The sequence below is a fragment of the Pseudomonas sp. TWR1-1-4 genome, from assembly GCF_049897165.1.
Classification (GTDB): Bacteria; Pseudomonadota; Gammaproteobacteria; order Pseudomonadales; family Pseudomonadaceae; genus Aquipseudomonas; species Aquipseudomonas canadensis.
In genome coordinates this window covers 310,664-326,373 of the sequence record NZ_JAFCVS010000007.1, presented here as the reverse complement: position 1 = coordinate 326,373, position 15,710 = coordinate 310,664, and the positions used below count along the sequence as shown (strand labels likewise).

Genomic DNA, 15,710 nt, shown 5'->3' with positions numbered 1-15,710 from the left:
CTATGCAGAAGTTATTGATTCCAACGCTGCTGGGCCTGGCGATCTTCGCCGGTTCAGTCAACGCCGCCGCGCCACTGCGTCCACCCCAGGGCTATTTCGCCCCGGTGGAAGCGTTCAAGACCGGCGACTTCAAGAATGACTGCGACGCCATGCCGGCGCCGTACACCGGCTCGCTGCAGTTTCGCAGCAAGTACGAAGGTTCGGACAAGGCCCGTTCCACGCTGAATGTGCAATCCGAAAAAGCCTTCCGCGACAGCACCGCCGACATCACCAAGCTGGAAAAAGACACCAGCAAGCGCGTGATGCAGTTCATGCGCGACGGTCGCCCGGAGCAGCTGGAATGCACGCTCAACTGGCTGGCTACTTGGGCTCGGGCAGACGCACTGATGTCCAAGGACTTCAACCATACCGGCAAGTCCATGCGCAAATGGGCGCTGGGCAGCATGGCCTCGGCCTATGTACGCCTGAAGTTCTCCGACTCGCACCCGCTGGCCAACCACCAGCAGGAAGCGCAGCTGATCGAAGCCTGGTTCAACAAACTGGCCGATCAGGTGGTGAGCGACTGGGACAACCTGCCGCTGGAAAAAACCAACAACCACTCCTATTGGGCCGCCTGGTCGGTGATGGCAACGTCCGTCGCCGTCAACCGTCGCGACCTGTTTGATTGGGCGGTGAAGGAATACAAGGTCGGCGCGAACCAGGTCGATGACCAGGGCTTCCTGCCGAACGAATTGAAGCGTCAGCAACGCGCATTGTCCTACCACAACTACGCGCTGCCGCCGCTGTCGATGATCGCCAGTTTCGCGCTGGTCAACGGTGTGGACCTGCGCCAGGAAAACAACGGCGCGCTCAAACGCCTGGGTGACAAGGTGCTGGCCGGGGTGAAAGACCCGGAGATCTTCGAACAGAAGAATGGCAAAGAGCAGGACATGAAGGACTTGAAACAGGACATGAAATTCGCCTGGCTCGAACCTTTCTGCACCCTCTACACCTGCGCGCCGGATGTGCTCGAGCGCAAGCACGGGATGCAGCCGTTCAAGACGTTCCGCCTCGGGGGTGACCTGACCAAGGTCTACGACCCGACGCATGAAAAAGGCAACAAAGGTTCCTAAGGCTGAATGGATTACCTGTAGTGAGCGGGCTTGCCCCGCGCTGGGCTGCGAAGCGGCCCTAATCGATTCGTCGCGGTGTGCCAGGTATACCGCGACGTGGGGTTTTGGGGCTGCTACGCAGCCCAGCGCGGGGCAAGCCCGCTCACCACAAAAAGCTGCATCGCCGTCCATGGAAACCATGGGGGGTTTGGGGGGGCTCTGGCCCTTGACTGTTGGTTAAACATGGAGAGATCGGGATGGTTTTCTCGTCCAATGTGTTCCTGTTTCTGTTCTTGCCGATCTTTCTCGGCTTGTACTATTTGAGCGGGCAACGCTATCGCAACTTGCTGCTGCTGTTGGCCAGCTACGTGTTCTACGCCTGGTGGCGAGTGGACTTCCTGGCACTGTTCGCCGCCGTGACGCTGTGGAATTACTGGATCGGCCTCAAGGTCGGTGCAGCTGGCGTGCGCACCAAGCCGGCCCAGCGCTGGCTGCTGCTCGGCGTGGTGGTTGACCTGTGCATCCTCGGCTACTTCAAGTACGCCAACTTTGGCGTCGACAGCATCAACGTCATGATGAAGTCGGCCGGCCTGGAGCCATTCATCCTCACCCACGTGCTGCTGCCGATCGGTATCTCGTTCTACATCTTCGAGTCCATCAGCTACATCATCGACGTGTACCGTGGTGATACCCCGGCGACCCGCAACCTGATCGACTTTGCGGCGTTCGTGGCGATTTTCCCGCACTTGATTGCTGGCCCGGTGTTGCGCTTTCGCGACCTGGCTGACCAGTTCAACAACCGCACCCACACCCTCGACAAGTTCTCCGAGGGCTGCACGCGGTTCATGCAGGGTTTCATCAAGAAGGTCTTCATTGCCGACACCCTCGCCGTGGTGGCCGACCATTGCTTTGCCCTGCAAAACCCGACCACGGGCGACGCCTGGCTCGGCGCCCTGGCCTACACCGCGCAGCTGTACTTCGACTTCTCCGGCTACAGCGACATGGCCATCGGCCTGGGCTTGATGATGGGTTTCCGCTTCATGGAGAACTTCAAGCAGCCGTACATCAGCCAGTCGATCACCGAGTTCTGGCGGCGCTGGCACATCAGCCTGTCCACCTGGCTGCGTGACTACCTGTACATCACCCTGGGCGGCAACCGTAAAGGTACGCTGACCACCTACCGCAACCTGTTCCTGACCATGCTGCTCGGTGGCCTGTGGCACGGTGCGAACATCACCTACATCGTCTGGGGTGCGTGGCACGGCATGTGGCTGGCGATTGAAAAAGCCATCGGCCTCAACACTTCGCCGCGCAGCTTCAACCCGGTGCGTTGGGCCTTCACCTTCCTGCTGGTGGTGATGGGCTGGGTAATCTTCCGCGCCGAGAACCTGCACGTCGCCGGCCGTATGTACGGTGCGATGTTCAGCTTTGGCGAGTGGTCGCTGTCGGAACTCAACCGCGCCAACCTGACCGGCCTGCAAGTGGCAACCCTGGTGGTGGCGTACGCAACCCTGGCGTTCTTTGGCCTGCGCGACTTCTACACCAACCGTCCTGCCGAGAAGACCGAGAAAACCAAGCCGGCCGATCCGAGCCTGATCAAGGCCGTACCGGGCGACAACCCAGGCAGCATCCACGAGCCCGGTTTCACCGTGGGCAAAGATGCCGCCGTACAACCGGCCTACTGGACCGCTGACTGGCCACGCTACGCCATGCGCGCTGCGGTGCTGCTGCTGTTCGTGGCGTCGATTCTCAAACTGTCGGCGCAGAGTTTCTCGCCGTTCCTTTACTTCCAATTCTGAGGGAGCCGACCATGACCCGTTCATTACGCGTCCTCTATATCGGCCTGTTCCTGGTGCTGCTGCTAGCCCTGGGTGCCTGGTCGCTGCGCAGTTTCTTCGGCTTCAGCACCAACGCCGACGCCACTGTGCTCAACGGTCGCTGGACCAAAGCCGTCGAGACCCACTACGACGACGAATTCCCGATCAAGCGCATCGGCACCAACCTATGGGCGGCGCTGGACTACAAGCTGTTCAATGAAGGCCGCCCTGGCGTGGTGCTGGGCCGCGATCACTGGTTGTACAGCGATGAGGAGTTCAACCCCGCCGTCAACGAAGACCAGAACCTGCAAGGCAACTACGCGCTGGTCGAAGGCGTGCGCCAGAAGCTCAAAGCCCAAGGCATTCAGCTGGTGATGGCGATCGTGCCAGCCAAGGTGCGCCTCTACCCGGAACACCTGGGTGAAGTGAAACCGGCGAGCATCCACGCCAACCTGTACGACGACTTCCACGCTCGCGTCGCCGCCGACAAGATCATCGCCCCGGACCTGCTCGGCCCGCTGCAACAGGCCAAGCTCGGCGGCAAGCAAGTGTTCCTGCGTACCGACACCCACTGGACTCCGGACGGCGCTGAAATCGCCGCCAAACAGTTGGCCAAGACCATCGCCGACAAGACCCCACTGAGCGGCGAGCCACAGCGATTTGTCACCGAGGCGGAAAAAACCGAGCCGCATAAAGGCGACCTGCGTCTGTTCCTGCCGCTGGACCCGCTGTTCGAAAACCTGATGCCGCCTAAAGAGCCGCTGGAAAAACGCGTCACGCACCTGGCCGAAACCAAAGGCGACGACGCCCTGTTCAGCGACAGCGAAACCCCAGTGGCCCTGGTAGGCACCAGCTACAGCGCCAACCCCAACTGGAACTTCGTCGGCGCCCTCAAGCAAGCCTTGGGCAGCGACGTGGTCAGCTATGCCGAAGACGGCCACGGCCCGATCCTGCCGATGCTCAGTTACCTGAAAAGCGATGACTTCAAGAACAGCCCGCCCCAGGTGCTGATCTGGGAGTTTCCTGAACGTTATCTGCCCGTGAACAACGAAATCGGTGATGCCGACCCCGCGTGGGTTGCGCAGCTTAAACAAGCCGGTTCGCGCCAACAGAACATGGCAATCAACACCACAAAATCCGAGACGCCCGACCGGGCGCAAAACTGAAAGAGAGGTAACTCACATGACTTTCACTACAACTCCTCGTCGTCTCGCTAAAACCCTGGCCATTGCAGCCGGTTTGAGCTTCGTATCGATGTCCGCGTTCGCCGGCGGCGACGCCGCCCTCTACGGCCCGACCGCGCCAAAAGGCTCGAGCTTCGTGCGGATCTACAACGCCAGCAACCAGGAAGTCAGCGCCACTGTTGGCGCCACCAACCTGAGCGATGTTGCACCACTGGCCAGCAGCGACTTCAGCTTCATGCCTGGCGGTGACTACAGCGCCAAAGTCGGCAGCCAGACCGTGCCGGTCAAACTCGCCGCCGACCATTACTACACCCTGGTCAACAGCGGCAGCGGCCAGCCCCAGCTGATCGAAGAACCGCCGTTCAAGAACAAGCAGAAATCCCTGGTCCGCGTGCAGAACCTCAGCGACAAGGCCCTGACCTTGAAGACGGCTGACGGCAAGACTGATGTGGTCAAGTCGGTGGCGGCCAAAGGTCGTGGCGAACGTGAAATCAACCCGGTGAAGGTGAGCCTGGCGTTGTATGACGGTGACAAGAAAGTCGGCGATGTGAAGCCAGTGGCCCTGGAGCGTGGTGAGGCAGCGGTGCTCTACGTCACCGGTTCCGGTTCGAGCCTGTCGCCAGTGTGGGTGAAACGCCCTGTATCGACCCGCTAATTAGATTTTCGACCTGGCTCCGCTCCCCTGTGGGAGCTGGCTTGCCTGCGATGGCATCACCTCGGTATCCCTGACAAACCGAGTCGTCTGCATCGCGGGCAAGCCCGGCTCCCACAGGGACCGAGGAGTCCGGTCGGACCGAGACAAAAACAAGAGTGAAACGACAAACCTTCGTAGCTCTGACCCAAATCGATTCAAGGAGAAACACCCATGATTCCAGTCATCCTTTCCGGTGGTAGCGGCTCACGTCTTTGGCCGCTTTCCCGTAAACAGTTCCCTAAACAATTCCTGGCTCTGACCGGTGAACACACACTGTTCCAGCAAACCCTGGAACGCCTGGTGTTTGAAGGTATGGACGCTCCAATCGTGGTCTGCAACAAGGACCACCGCTTTATCGTCAACGAGCAACTGGCCGCCCGCAAGCTGGAAAGCCAGCGCATCCTGATGGAGCCGTTCGGCCGCAACACCGCGCCGGCCGTGGCCCTCACCGCGATGATGCTGGTCAATGAGGGGCGCGACGAACTGATGCTGGTGCTGCCCGCCGACCACGTAATCGACGACCAGAAAGCCCTGCAACGTGCGCTGGCCCTGGCCACCGTGGCCGCCGAGCGTGGCGAGATGGTGCTGTTCGGCGTACCGGCGACCCGTCCGGAAACCGGTTATGGCTACATCAAGTCTACTAACGATTCGCTGCTGCCCGAGGGCGTGAGCCGCGTCGAGCAGTTCGTGGAAAAACCCAATGAAAAACGCGCCGTCGAGTTCGTCAAAAGCGGCGGGTATTTCTGGAACAGCGGCATGTTCCTGTTCCGCGCCAGCCGCTTCCTCGAAGAGCTGAAAAAGCACGATCCGGACATCTACGACACCTGCCTGCTGACGCTTGAGCGCAGCGAACAGACCGCCGACACCGTGACCTTCGACGAAGCCACCTTCGCCTGCTGCCCGGACAATTCCATCGACTACGCCGTGATGGAAAAAACCCAGCGCGCCTGCGTGGTGCCGCTGAGTGCCGGTTGGAGCGACGTGGGTTGCTGGGCCTCGCTGTGGGCTGTCAACGACAAAGACGTGCACGGCAACGTGAGCAAAGGTGACGTGGTGATCCAGGACAGCCGCAACTGCATGATCCATGGCAACGGCAAACTGGTGTCGGTGATCGGCCTGGATAACATCGTGGTGGTGGAAACCAAGGACGCGATGATGATTGCCCACAAGGACAAGGTCCAGGGCGTCAAGCAGATGGTCAACACCCTGAACGACCAGGGCCGCAGCGAAACCCAGAACCACTGCGAAGTCTATCGTCCGTGGGGCTCCTACGACTCGGTGGACATGGGCGGGCGTTTCCAGGTCAAGCACATCTCGGTCAAGCCGGGCGCGTGCCTGTCGCTGCAGATGCACCACCACCGTGCCGAACACTGGATCGTGGTCAGCGGTACTGCCGAAGTAACTTGTGACGAGAACGTGTTCCTGCTCACTGAGAACCAGTCCACCTACATCCCGATCGCCTCGGTGCACCGCCTGCGCAACCCGGGCAAGATCCCGTTGGAGATCATCGAAGTGCAATCGGGCAGCTACCTGGGTGAAGACGACATCGAGCGCTTTGAAGATATCTACGGTCGCTCGACGCCGGTTGAACGTGGTGTTTCGGTGAAAACTATCGCGCAGTAAAACAGTCGTACAAGAAGCCCCCGTCCAGCCGACTGCGTCCCCTATCCGCAGCCGGTTGGGCGGGGGCTTTTTCTTTGGGGCCGTGGTGATCAATCCCACCTACGCTTAAGTTAGGATGCTCATTCCCTACTTGAGGTGGTCTCCATGTTTTTCGGCGTTCTACTGATCATCACCTGGCTGATCCTGTTGCTGCGCTACCCCGCCAAGGCACTGCCCGTATCCCTTGCGGCCGCCGTGGGCTTGGGTTTCGTCGCGATCTGGGTGGTGTGGCTGGACAGCCGGGAAGCCTCGCAACTGGCCCGCCTGGAGCTGCGCATCACCTATGCTGCCGACGAATGCCCCACCGACCGACCGCTCAAACTGACGCTGAACAATGGCAACGATGTGCCGCTCACCGAACTGCGTTGGCGCGTCGCCGCCTACGCACCGGGCGATACGGTGAACCTCGCGGACAACGTCTATGCCGCACCACGCTATCGCGGGCCCGGTGAGTTGCAAGCCGGCGCCACGTGGGACGACTGCCTGCCCACTCCGCCTCTGCGCCCCGGCTACCGCCCGCAAACCCTGGAATTTCGCGCCGAGCACCTGCAAGGCAGTTTTTCGGACTGACAAAGGATTGATCCATGCCCAACGTACTGATCACCGGTTGTTCCAGCGGCATCGGCCGTGCCCTGGCGGACGCATTCAAAGCCGCCGGCTACACGGTGTGGGCCAGCGCCCGCCGCCCGGAAGACGTCGCCGCCCTCGCCGCTGCCGGCTTTAATGCCGTCGAACTGGACGTCAACGACAGCGCCGCTTTGCAACAGCTGGCCGAACAACTGGGCGAATTGGATGTACTGGTCAACAACGCCGGTTATGGCGCCATGGGGCCGTTGCTCGACGGCGGCACCGAGGCGATGCAACGCCAATTCGAGACCAATGTGTTTTCCATCGTCGGTGTGACCCAGGCGCTGTTCCCGGCCCTGCGGCGCAGCAAGGGATTGGTGGTGAATATCGGCAGTGTTTCCGGTGTGCTGGTAACGCCGTTTGCGGGGGCCTATTGCGCGTCAAAAGCCGCCGTGCATGCGTTGAGCGACGCGCTGCGCATGGAACTGGCGCCGTTTGGCGTGCAGGTCATGGAAGTGCAACCCGGCGCCATCAACACCCGTTTTGCGAAAAACGCCGGCGCCCAGGCCGAACTGTTGATCAATGAACAATCGCCATGGTGGCCGTTGCGCGACGGCATCCGTGCGCGCAGCCAGGCTTCCCAGGACAAGCCGACGCCAGCCAATGTGTTTGCGGCGGATGTATTGAAAGCTGTGCAACAACCACAACCGCCCCGCCTGCTGCGCTCGGGCAATGGGAGCCGCGCGTTACCGTTGATGGCGGCGTTGTTGCCCAAAGGGTTGCTGGAGAAGGTGTTGAAGAAACGCTTCGGCTTAAGTGGCATGTTGTAAGCAAGCATGAAGCCCACCTGCCAAAATCTGGGATGAGTGCCATAATCGCGGCCTGCCTCTTGAAACTGACTGGCCCCACAAGGGTAATGCGATGGAAATCAGAAAAATTCGACTGAACAACGTCGGTCGTTTTACCGACTTGGAAGTCGCCTTTGCGCCTACCGAAAAGCACGCGTCGAAGGTGACGGTGTTCGTGGGGAATAACGGGGCGGGGAAGACGACGATTTTGAAGTCGTTGGCTACGGCACTGAGTTGGTTCGTTGCCAGGGTGAGGACCGATAAAGGAAGAGGCTCGCCGATTCCCACTGAGGCAATCAATAACTCAGCCAACACTGCTGCCATCTTCATTCTCATCAGCGATGCCGCTCATTCAAATCGCTCCGACTACTATTGGACACTATCTCAATCACGCCAGGGTCGTGCGGCATCTGCTGTAAGCGAGCTCGCAAATGCCACTGAGCTAGCTGGTAACTACCGTTATCATTGGGCATTGGTAGACGAAAACATCTCTTTACCTCTCGTAGCTTTTTATCCGGTAGAAAGATCTGTTTTGCAAATTCCGCTGAATATAAAAAAATCGAATAAGAAGGTGGATCAACTTGCTGGATATGAAAGCGCACTTGGCGGAGGCGTGAATTTCGCTAGCTTTTTTGAATGGTTCCGCGATAGGGAAGACAGTGAAAATGAAGCTGGGATTCCCTTGAATGTTTTGACTCATTTAAAAAGTACGTTTGAATCAGATAAAAAATTCGTCAACGAGCTTAACCGAGTACAGAACGCTTCAAGAGATAAGCAGCTATCTGCTGTACGTTCCGCCGTAGCCTTTTTCATGCCCGGCTTTAATAATTTACGGGTTCAAAGATCGCCGAACCTGCATATGGCTATCGATAAGAATGGTGAAACACTTAATGTTGCGCAGCTTTCTCAAGGTGAAAAGTCCCTGATGGCTCTGGTGGGGGATATTGCGCGCCGTCTCTCCATAATGAATCCTGCGCTCGAAAATCCTTTACACGGTAATGGTGTGGTGCTGATTGATGAAGTAGATCTCCATCTCCATCCCAAATGGCAACGCAGCCTGATCCAACAACTAACGGCAACCTTCCCCAACTGCCAATTCATCCTGACCACTCACTCACCACTGGTAATCAGCGATACCAAGGACGTCCTGTGCTACGTCCTCGACGACGGTGAGCTGGAAGAACGCAATGGCCTTTATGGCCTCGATGCCAATCAGGTGCTGCTCAGCGTCATGGACACGGATGCACGCAACAGTGAAGTGCAGGACCGCCTGGATCGTCTACTGGATCTTCTGCAAGACAAAAACTTGAAAGAGGCTAAGGCCCTTTTCGAAGAACTTTCAGCAGACCTTCCCCCTGATCACATTGAGCTGACTAAAGCAGCTCTCCTGATTCGCAAGTTGGAGTTGCGCAGTGCGTAAGATCACTAAAGGACGTGAACCAGCAGCATTGACGCGCTGGAGACGCGCGAACCCGAGAGGTCGCTACCCCGAGTTAACGCACGAAGAAAGAAACGCCATTCGCCAAGCCTGCATAGAAGAGCAATACGGCCTATGTGCTCACTGTTGCAACGCAATCACGCTCGACAGTGCGCATAATGAGCATATGGAAGCTCAGAGGATCTCACCCAATCGCACAGTGGACTATTCCAATATCGTCGCGAGCTGTAATCGTCCCAACCAGTGCGGAGATTCGCACGCCCATCAGGCATTGCCGCTCACTGCGCTGATGGATGAATGCGAAACCGAGGTGAAATTTTATCTCTCGGGGCGAGTGGAAGGGCTGAGCCCAAGAGCTGTCACGTCTATTCAAGTACTGAATTTGGGAGACAGTCGCGAAAGGAATCGAGCACTATTCAATGATCGGAGAGACATCATCAATGCGCTTCTTTTCAACAGCCGCATGGATGGTTCTGATCTCACTACAGAAAATATCGACCTACTGACAATTCTTGAAGAAGAGCTGCAACAACCCGATGAAAACAGACAGCTCAAGCCATTCTCGCCGGTCTTGATAAATGTTATTCGCCAAATCAACGCCTGACCCTAACCCTTCATAAAGTCAATAAACGCCCGCACCTTCAGGGGCAAATGCCGGGTGTCCGGATACATCGCGTAGATCCCTTGCGGGGCAAAGCGATGGTCCGGCAACAGGCGCACTAATCGTCCGGCGTCCAGGTCATCCTGCACCAGCCATTGCGGCAACACCGCCACACCGTGCCCACGCACGGCGAAGGCTTGGAGAACGGCTGCGCTGTCGGCGACTAGCGACGCATGGCCGGGGCGATAAGAATGTTCGCCGGCTTGTGGATCGGTCACGCTCAACTCCGTCAATCGGCTATGTCCCAGCTTGGGCAACTGTTCCAAGTCATCCAGCGTATCAACCCCTCCAAACTGTGGTGCCGCCACGGCGAACACCTCGAACGTCGACAACTGCACCGCGCGGTGATTGGAGTCCAGCAAGCGTCCCAACCGAATCGCCACGTCGAAACGCTCGGAGATCAGGTCCGCGTGAGTGGAGGATGTGGATAAGTGTATGTCCAGGTCCGGGTGCAGGCGGCGGAAGGCTTCGACCGCCGGGGCAACCACGGCCAATGCGTATTCCACGGTGGTAGTGATGCGCAACGTGCCTTTGAGTTGGGCATGCTCCGAGCGCGCCTCCTCCACCGCCAATCGCGCCTCTTCGAGCATGCGTGTGCAGCGCAGGTAGAAGCGCTCGCCGGCATCGGTCAGCGCCAGTTGACGGGTGTTGCGGGTCAGCAGAGTGACGCCCAGTTCTGCTTCCAGACGCTTGAGGTTGAAGCTGACCACGGCGCGAGTCTGGCCCAGCAGGTCAGCGGCAGCGGTGAGAGAGCCGGCCTCGACCACGGCCTTGAAGGTGTCGAATCGGTCCAGGCTGACCATCGGCGGCGGCCTCCTTTGTCAAAATATTTTTGACAAAGTAACAGGCAAACCAACGTATCCCAAACAGCACGACCCACCTACCCTGCCCGCTTCACTCGCTGGATCGCACTCATGACCTACCGCTCGAAAGTCGCCTGGATCTTTTTATTAGGTTTTGCCCTGGACCTGGTGAACATGTTTGTCGCCACGGTCGCCTACCCGGATATCGCCCACGAACTGCATGCCTCGGTCACGCAACTGGCATGGATCAGCAACGCCTACCTGCTCGGCCTGACCGTGATCATTCCGCTCAGTGTCTGGTTGGCTGCGGTGATGGGGGAGCGAACTCTGATCGCGGCAAGCCTGTTGCTGTTCGCCGGGGCATCGGTAATGGTGGGCCAGGCGAGTTCGATTGAAACACTGATCGGCTGGCGTGCCCTGCAAGGGCTGGGCGGTGGCTTGCTGATTCCCGTCGGGCAGGCCATGGCTTACCGGCATTTCCCGGCGGCTGAACGCAGCCAACTGACAGCGCGAGTGATGTCGGTGGCATTGCTGGTACCGGCGCTGTCGCCGGCGCTGGGTGGTTTGATTGTCGACAACGTGTCGTGGCGCTGGATCTTCTACGCCAATCTGCCACTGGCGTTGATGACCCTGCTGCTGACCGTGCTGTGGATAAAACCTGACAGGCCGTCGAGCCGTCGTGTGCCACTGGACGTGGGCAGTATTTTCCAACAGATACGCAGCCCAATGCTGCGCACCGCGATGCTGATCTACCTGTGCATCCCCGGCGTGTTCATCGGTACTAGCCTCATCGCCATACTCTATCTTCGCGGCCTCGGGTACGACGCCACACAGACCGGCGCCTTGATGCTGCCGTGGGCACTGGCGTCGGCACTGGCGATTTTCCTCAGCAAAAAACTGTTCAACCGCTGTGGTCCGAAGCCATTGTTGTTGGCGGGCATGCTGCTGCAATGCCTGGGCATCCTGTTGCTGAATGGCCCTGCACTGATCATTCCAGCCTATTTGTTGATGGGGTTGGGAGGCAGCCTGTGCAGCAGTACCGCGCAGACCCTGGCCTTTCTCGATATTCCCGCCGAACGCATGGGCCATGCCAGCGCCCTGTGGAACATCAACCGACAACTGAGCTTCTGCCTGGGCGCAGCGGCGCTAAGTGCATTACTGTCGGCCTTGGATTCCTTCGCCATAACCTTCACGATGGCGGCAGCCCTGACACTGCTGCCTCTTTTTGCGGTGCTGCGTCTGGATACGTCCCGAATACGCGCACTGCTTCACCCTGCCAGCGAGCCTCACCGATGATCGATTACAGCGATTTTTTTGACGAAGTGATCCAGACCCATGTCGAGATCGAACAATGGTTTGCCGGCGTTGCGCCGCAGGGCACCCTGGAAAGCTTGCTCGCGCGTTTCTCGCCTGAGTTCAGCATGGTCGCCCCCGCCACTGGCACCAGGGTGAATGCGGCTGGGGTCAATGCTTTATTCACGCGTCTGGGCGGCATGCGCCCGGGGTTGAAGATCACCTTGAGTGAAATGACCGGGATTGACCGGCATGCGCGCGGCGCAACGGTGACCTATCGCGAGCATCAGATCGATGCCAGCGGCACCCAGACCGACCGCCGTGCCACGGTGGTGTTCGAGAAGCAGGCCAGTGGCGCGCTGCTGTGGCGCCATTTGCATGAAACCTTCATCAAGGCATAACGCCAGTTCCTGCAGGATTATGGGTTGACGATGACGGTGCAGGTAATCCCCGCCGCCAACAACACCCCTTCCGGTACCTCATCGATATGAATCCGTACCGGCACCCGCTGGGCCAGGCGCACCCAGTTGAAGGTCGGGTTCACATCGGCAATCAGTTCGCGGCTTTCGGGGTTGTCGCGGTCGTAGATGCCTCGCGAGATGCTTTCCACATGCCCCTTCAAGGTCTCGCCACTCATCAATTGCATATCGGCTTTATCACCGACCTTGACGTGGGGCAGCTTGGTTTCTTCGAAGAAGCCATAAACCCAGAACGAGTTCATATCCACCACGGCCATCTTGGCTTCGCCGATGCGGGCGTAGTCACCGCGATGCACGTTCAGATTGGTGACATAACCATCCACCGCCGCCACCACCTGCGTGCGTTTCAAATTGAGTTCGGCCGCCTCCAGTTGCGCCAGCGCGTGTTGGTAGTCGGCCAGCGCCGAGTCGGCGATGTTGCTGGCGTCGTCGCGGTTTTCCCTGGAGATCACCAGGGCATCAAGGTCGGCACGGCGATGGGCGTTGACCTTGCGCATTTCCCAGGTGGCTTTGCGCGACGCCACCAGCGATTGCGCCTGTTTGACCGCAATGCGGTAGTGCTCGGGGTCGATCTGCATCAACAGGTCGCCCTTTTTGACCAACTGGTTGTCACGCACCGGCACGTCGACCACTTCGCCGGTGACGTCGGCGGCGACGTTGATGATATCGGCACGCACACGCCCGTCGCGGGTCCACGGGGTTTCCATGTAGTGCACCCACAGCGTGCGGCCAATCCAGATGGCCAAGGCCAGTACCAGCAAGGTCGCGAGCAGGCTGAAAAACTTTTTCATCGGGGCATTCTCAACGGTAGACGGTCAGCGCCAGGGCGCCGAACAGGCAAACAAACAGGCTCAGGCGTAGCAACGCCGGGTGCCAGAAAAAACGGTACAGGTCGAACCCGGCCAGGAAGCGATCAAGCGCCCAGGCCAACACGGCCGCGATCAGGAACATCAGGGTCATGGTTGGCATGTACACGCCATGGAAGGCGATTTCACGGGGCATGCGGGGATCCTTTAAGGGCGGCCAGCGGCGATTGCGGGTCCAGCAACGAGGTGCGGATAAAGTGCAGGTAGCTTTTCACCCGGCGCAGGGCCGAGGTGTCGAAGTGCGGGGCGAAGGGTTCATCGGTGGCCTGCACGCGGCTGATCGCATGGTCGACGGCGATCAGGCCGCGCTCCAGGTTGCTCGCGCTGGGTTGCAGGAACAGCCGCACCAGCGAGCGGCCCATCACGCGGATGGCCTGGCGCCACGGCTGGGACTCGGCATAGGCCGGATGCACCGGCAGAATCGCCTGCTCCTTGCGCAACTCGATGATCGCGTGGCCGACTTCCAGCACCACGAACATCCAGCGCAACAGGTCGCGCTGTACTTGCGGCTGGCCGACCGCGAGGCCGTAGGCCTGGTGCAGCAGGTCGCGGGTACGGCTTTCGAAACTCGACGCCAGGCCCTTGAGCTTGCCGCTGATCGCGTATACCACTTGCTCGCGCAGGTCCTGCTCCAACCGGCGCCACAGCCAGCGGCTGTTGGGCGGCAGGATGATCGCCCCCGCCGCCGCGCACACCAGCATGCCGATGACCATGGCGATGTAGTCGTTGATGAAGGTGTAGGGGTTGTAGATCGTCAGGTTGTCCGGCACCGAGCCGGTGCTGAAGAAGATCAGCAGCCCCACGCCGACACCCGCGTATTGCGGGCGCGAAGCGAGGAATGCGCCAAAGATGATCACCGGCGCAAGCATCACGCACAGCAGCGGGAAACCGTCGATCCAGGGGAACACGAAGAACATTTCGACAAAGCCCACTAAGGCCCCGATCAAGGTGCCGCACGCCATCTGGAACGCCATGCGTTTTGGGTTCGGCGTGGCGGCGGACAAGCCCACGGTAGCAGCGGCGATCAGGGTCATGGTCGCGCCGCTGGGCCAGGCGGTAGCCACCCAATAGCTGCCTAATACGATCAGGATGAATGACGCGCGAATTCCCGAGGCGGCGCAGGCCAGCCAGTTGGTCTTGGGGATGAAGGTTTCGTCCCACTGCTCGCGCGCATGGCTGTGATCCGCCAGGGAAGCGTGGGTTTGCGCGTAGTTATGCAGGTCGTCGACAAAACGGTAAAGAAGCTCGTAGGCGGTGTGGAAATCCAGTTGTTCGGCTTCACTGGGGTTCTCTTCCTGGAAAGCCGCCCGCAAGCTGCGGACCTTGGCGGGCAGGCCGTCCTTGTAAGCGCTGAGCTGGCTGACCAAGCGTGCCGCGTCCGGGCTGGTGAGCGCACGGCCGGAGAAGCCGTCGAGCACTTCAGCAAGGTCTTGCAGCCCAGGCTTGATAGCCGCGACCACATGGTCCGCTTCATCGGTGCGCAAGCGCTCCAGCAACTGGTGCAAGGCATTGAAGCGTGTGGTGATGCTCATGAATTCGCTGTTGAGGCGACTGAGCCGGCCGTTGCGCCGACGCATGTGTGGGTCTTCAAACACCGTCACACTGCGCAGCCCTTCCAGGCCCACCGCTTCGGCGATAAAACGCACATTGCTGGCCTCGAAACCTTCGCGCTGGCTGCGCCCACGCAGGCCATCGGTGACGAACAGCGCAAACACGCCAAAGCGCTGGTACAACGCGTTGCGCATGGCGGCGCTGGAGGTTTGCGGCAGGATCGCGGCGCTGACCAGGGTGGAACACAGAATCCCCAGGGAAATTTCCAGCACCCGCCACACCGCCGCCATGAAAGCGCCGTCCGGATGCGCCAGGGCCGGCAAACCGACCATCGCCGCCGTGTAGCCGGCAAGTACAAACCCGTAGGCGCGGAAGTTGCGATTGCGCGTCGCGCCAGCGGTGCAGATGCCCACCCAGATCGCCAGCGCGCCAAGGAACAACTCGGTGTTCTGCGCAAACAGGGCAATCAACACCACCATCACCGCCGACCCCGCCAGGGTGCCGAGGAAGCGATAGAAGCTCTTGGCGAACACCTGACCGCTTTGCGGCTGCATCACGATAAATACCGTGATCATCGCCGTGCGCGGTTGCGGCAGTTCCAGGCGCATGGCCAGCCACAGCGTGAGGAACGCGGCGATCAGCACCTTGAAGATATACACCCAGGTCACGCCGTCGCTGCGTGCCCAGTCGAAAAAGCCACGGCGCCACTCAAGGGAATGCAGCCAGCGCAGCGGTGCAGGCAAGGGAGTCATCAGA

Annotated in this window: 15 protein-coding genes; 11 read left to right on the top strand and 4 right to left on the bottom strand. The window is 59.7% G+C overall.

Annotated elements, in window-relative coordinates:
* Positions 1-2: 2 nt before the first annotated feature.
* The 9 genes from ACP7C6_RS23545 (at position 3) to ACP7C6_RS23505 (ending at position 9,905) form a co-directional block, all read left to right on the top strand.
* A complete protein-coding gene (locus ACP7C6_RS23545) occupies positions 3-1,112 on the top strand; it encodes a mannuronate-specific alginate lyase (RefSeq protein ID WP_028618923.1) in 1,110 nt (369 codons plus the stop codon).
* Between the two features lie 236 nt (positions 1,113-1,348).
* Positions 1,349-2,890 (top strand): MBOAT family O-acyltransferase, encoded by a 1,542-nt coding sequence (locus tag ACP7C6_RS23540; RefSeq protein WP_028618922.1) that lies wholly within the window; start codon positions 1,349-1,351, stop codon positions 2,888-2,890.
* A gap of 11 nt (positions 2,891-2,901) precedes the next feature.
* Positions 2,902-4,074 carry an alginate O-acetyltransferase gene (locus tag ACP7C6_RS23535; RefSeq protein ID WP_028618921.1) on the top strand — a complete coding sequence of 391 codons (1,173 nt, stop codon included), beginning with the start codon at positions 2,902-2,904 and terminating at the stop codon, positions 4,072-4,074.
* A 16-nt stretch (positions 4,075-4,090) separates the two neighbouring features.
* Positions 4,091-4,747 (top strand): alginate O-acetyltransferase AlgF, encoded by a 657-nt coding sequence (locus tag ACP7C6_RS23530; RefSeq protein WP_016978194.1) that lies wholly within the window; start codon positions 4,091-4,093, stop codon positions 4,745-4,747.
* 210 nt (positions 4,748-4,957) lie between these two features.
* On the top strand, positions 4,958-6,409 hold the full coding sequence (locus ACP7C6_RS23525) for a mannose-1-phosphate guanylyltransferase/mannose-6-phosphate isomerase (protein ID WP_028618920.1): 1,452 nt from the start codon (positions 4,958-4,960) through the stop codon (positions 6,407-6,409).
* Positions 6,410-6,553: 144 nt separating this feature from the next.
* Entirely contained in the window at positions 6,554-7,018 is a 465-nt protein-coding gene (locus tag ACP7C6_RS23520; RefSeq protein WP_028618919.1) for a hypothetical protein, read from the top strand.
* A 14-nt stretch (positions 7,019-7,032) separates the two neighbouring features.
* Positions 7,033-7,845, top strand: a complete 813-nt coding sequence (locus ACP7C6_RS23515) for an SDR family oxidoreductase (protein WP_308908370.1) — start codon at positions 7,033-7,035, stop codon at positions 7,843-7,845.
* 91 nt (positions 7,846-7,936) lie between these two features.
* Positions 7,937-9,283, top strand: coding sequence for an AAA family ATPase (locus ACP7C6_RS23510; protein WP_426109298.1), 1,347 nt, complete (start codon positions 7,937-7,939; stop codon positions 9,281-9,283).
* Positions 9,276-9,905, top strand: coding sequence for a TIGR02646 family protein (locus tag ACP7C6_RS23505; RefSeq protein ID WP_308908369.1), 630 nt, complete (start codon positions 9,276-9,278; stop codon positions 9,903-9,905). The genes ACP7C6_RS23510 and ACP7C6_RS23505 overlap by 8 nt, the downstream gene beginning before the upstream one ends.
* 2 nt (positions 9,906-9,907) lie before the next feature.
* Here the strand turns inward: ACP7C6_RS23505 and ACP7C6_RS23500 are convergent, their stop codons facing one another.
* Positions 9,908-10,765, bottom strand: coding sequence for a LysR family transcriptional regulator (locus tag ACP7C6_RS23500; RefSeq protein WP_028618917.1), 858 nt, complete (start codon positions 10,763-10,765; stop codon positions 9,908-9,910).
* Between the two features lie 111 nt (positions 10,766-10,876).
* Between ACP7C6_RS23500 and ACP7C6_RS23495 the strand changes: the two genes are divergently transcribed.
* Positions 10,877-12,061, top strand: a complete 1,185-nt coding sequence (locus ACP7C6_RS23495; RefSeq protein ID WP_426109297.1) for an MFS transporter — start codon at positions 10,877-10,879, stop codon at positions 12,059-12,061.
* Entirely contained in the window at positions 12,058-12,459 is a 402-nt protein-coding gene (locus ACP7C6_RS23490; protein ID WP_311894629.1) for a DUF4440 domain-containing protein, read from the top strand. Before ACP7C6_RS23495 ends, ACP7C6_RS23490 begins: the two co-directional genes overlap by 4 nt.
* Before the next feature lie 17 nt (positions 12,460-12,476).
* Here ACP7C6_RS23490 and ACP7C6_RS23485 read toward each other — a convergent pair whose 3' ends face one another.
* The 3 genes from ACP7C6_RS23485 to ACP7C6_RS23475 are packed head-to-tail and all read right to left on the bottom strand — an operon-like array spanning position 12,477 to position 15,706.
* Entirely contained in the window at positions 12,477-13,328 is an 852-nt protein-coding gene (locus tag ACP7C6_RS23485; protein ID WP_028618914.1) for an efflux RND transporter periplasmic adaptor subunit, read from the bottom strand.
* Between the two features lie 10 nt (positions 13,329-13,338).
* On the bottom strand, positions 13,339-13,539 hold the full coding sequence (locus ACP7C6_RS23480; RefSeq protein WP_012722318.1) for a DUF1656 domain-containing protein: 201 nt from the start codon (positions 13,537-13,539) through the stop codon (positions 13,339-13,341).
* The gene (locus tag ACP7C6_RS23475) at positions 13,529-15,706 is read right to left on the bottom strand and encodes an FUSC family protein (protein WP_068933615.1); all 2,178 of its coding nucleotides are present in this window, start codon (positions 15,704-15,706) and stop codon (positions 13,529-13,531) included. Before ACP7C6_RS23475 ends, ACP7C6_RS23480 begins: the two co-directional genes overlap by 11 nt.
* Positions 15,707-15,710: the final 4 nt, after the last annotated feature.

Bases quoted from the DNA above. Each gene is read 5' to 3' on its own strand.
- ACP7C6_RS23545 (WP_028618923.1), top strand. From the start codon at position 3: ATGCAGAAGTTATTGATTCCAACGCTGCTGGGCCTGGCGATCTTCGCC.
- ACP7C6_RS23540 (WP_028618922.1), top strand. From the start codon at position 1,349: ATGGTTTTCTCGTCCAATGTGTTCCTGTTTCTGTTCTTGCCGATCTTT.
- ACP7C6_RS23535 (WP_028618921.1), top strand. From the start codon at position 2,902: ATGACCCGTTCATTACGCGTCCTCTATATCGGCCTGTTCCTGGTGCTG.
- ACP7C6_RS23530 (WP_016978194.1), top strand. From the start codon at position 4,091: ATGACTTTCACTACAACTCCTCGTCGTCTCGCTAAAACCCTGGCCATT.
- ACP7C6_RS23525 (WP_028618920.1), top strand. From the start codon at position 4,958: ATGATTCCAGTCATCCTTTCCGGTGGTAGCGGCTCACGTCTTTGGCCG.
- ACP7C6_RS23520 (WP_028618919.1), top strand. From the start codon at position 6,554: ATGTTTTTCGGCGTTCTACTGATCATCACCTGGCTGATCCTGTTGCTG.
- ACP7C6_RS23515 (WP_308908370.1), top strand. From the start codon at position 7,033: ATGCCCAACGTACTGATCACCGGTTGTTCCAGCGGCATCGGCCGTGCC.
- ACP7C6_RS23510 (WP_426109298.1), top strand. From the start codon at position 7,937: ATGGAAATCAGAAAAATTCGACTGAACAACGTCGGTCGTTTTACCGAC.
- ACP7C6_RS23500 (WP_028618917.1), bottom strand. From the start codon at position 10,765: ATGGTCAGCCTGGACCGATTCGACACCTTCAAGGCCGTGGTCGAGGCC.
- ACP7C6_RS23495 (WP_426109297.1), top strand. From the start codon at position 10,877: ATGACCTACCGCTCGAAAGTCGCCTGGATCTTTTTATTAGGTTTTGCC.
- ACP7C6_RS23490 (WP_311894629.1), top strand. From the start codon at position 12,058: ATGATCGATTACAGCGATTTTTTTGACGAAGTGATCCAGACCCATGTC.
- ACP7C6_RS23485 (WP_028618914.1), bottom strand. From the start codon at position 13,328: ATGAAAAAGTTTTTCAGCCTGCTCGCGACCTTGCTGGTACTGGCCTTG.
- ACP7C6_RS23480 (WP_012722318.1), bottom strand. From the start codon at position 13,539: ATGCCCCGTGAAATCGCCTTCCATGGCGTGTACATGCCAACCATGACC.
- ACP7C6_RS23475 (WP_068933615.1), bottom strand. From the start codon at position 15,706: ATGACTCCCTTGCCTGCACCGCTGCGCTGGCTGCATTCCCTTGAGTGG.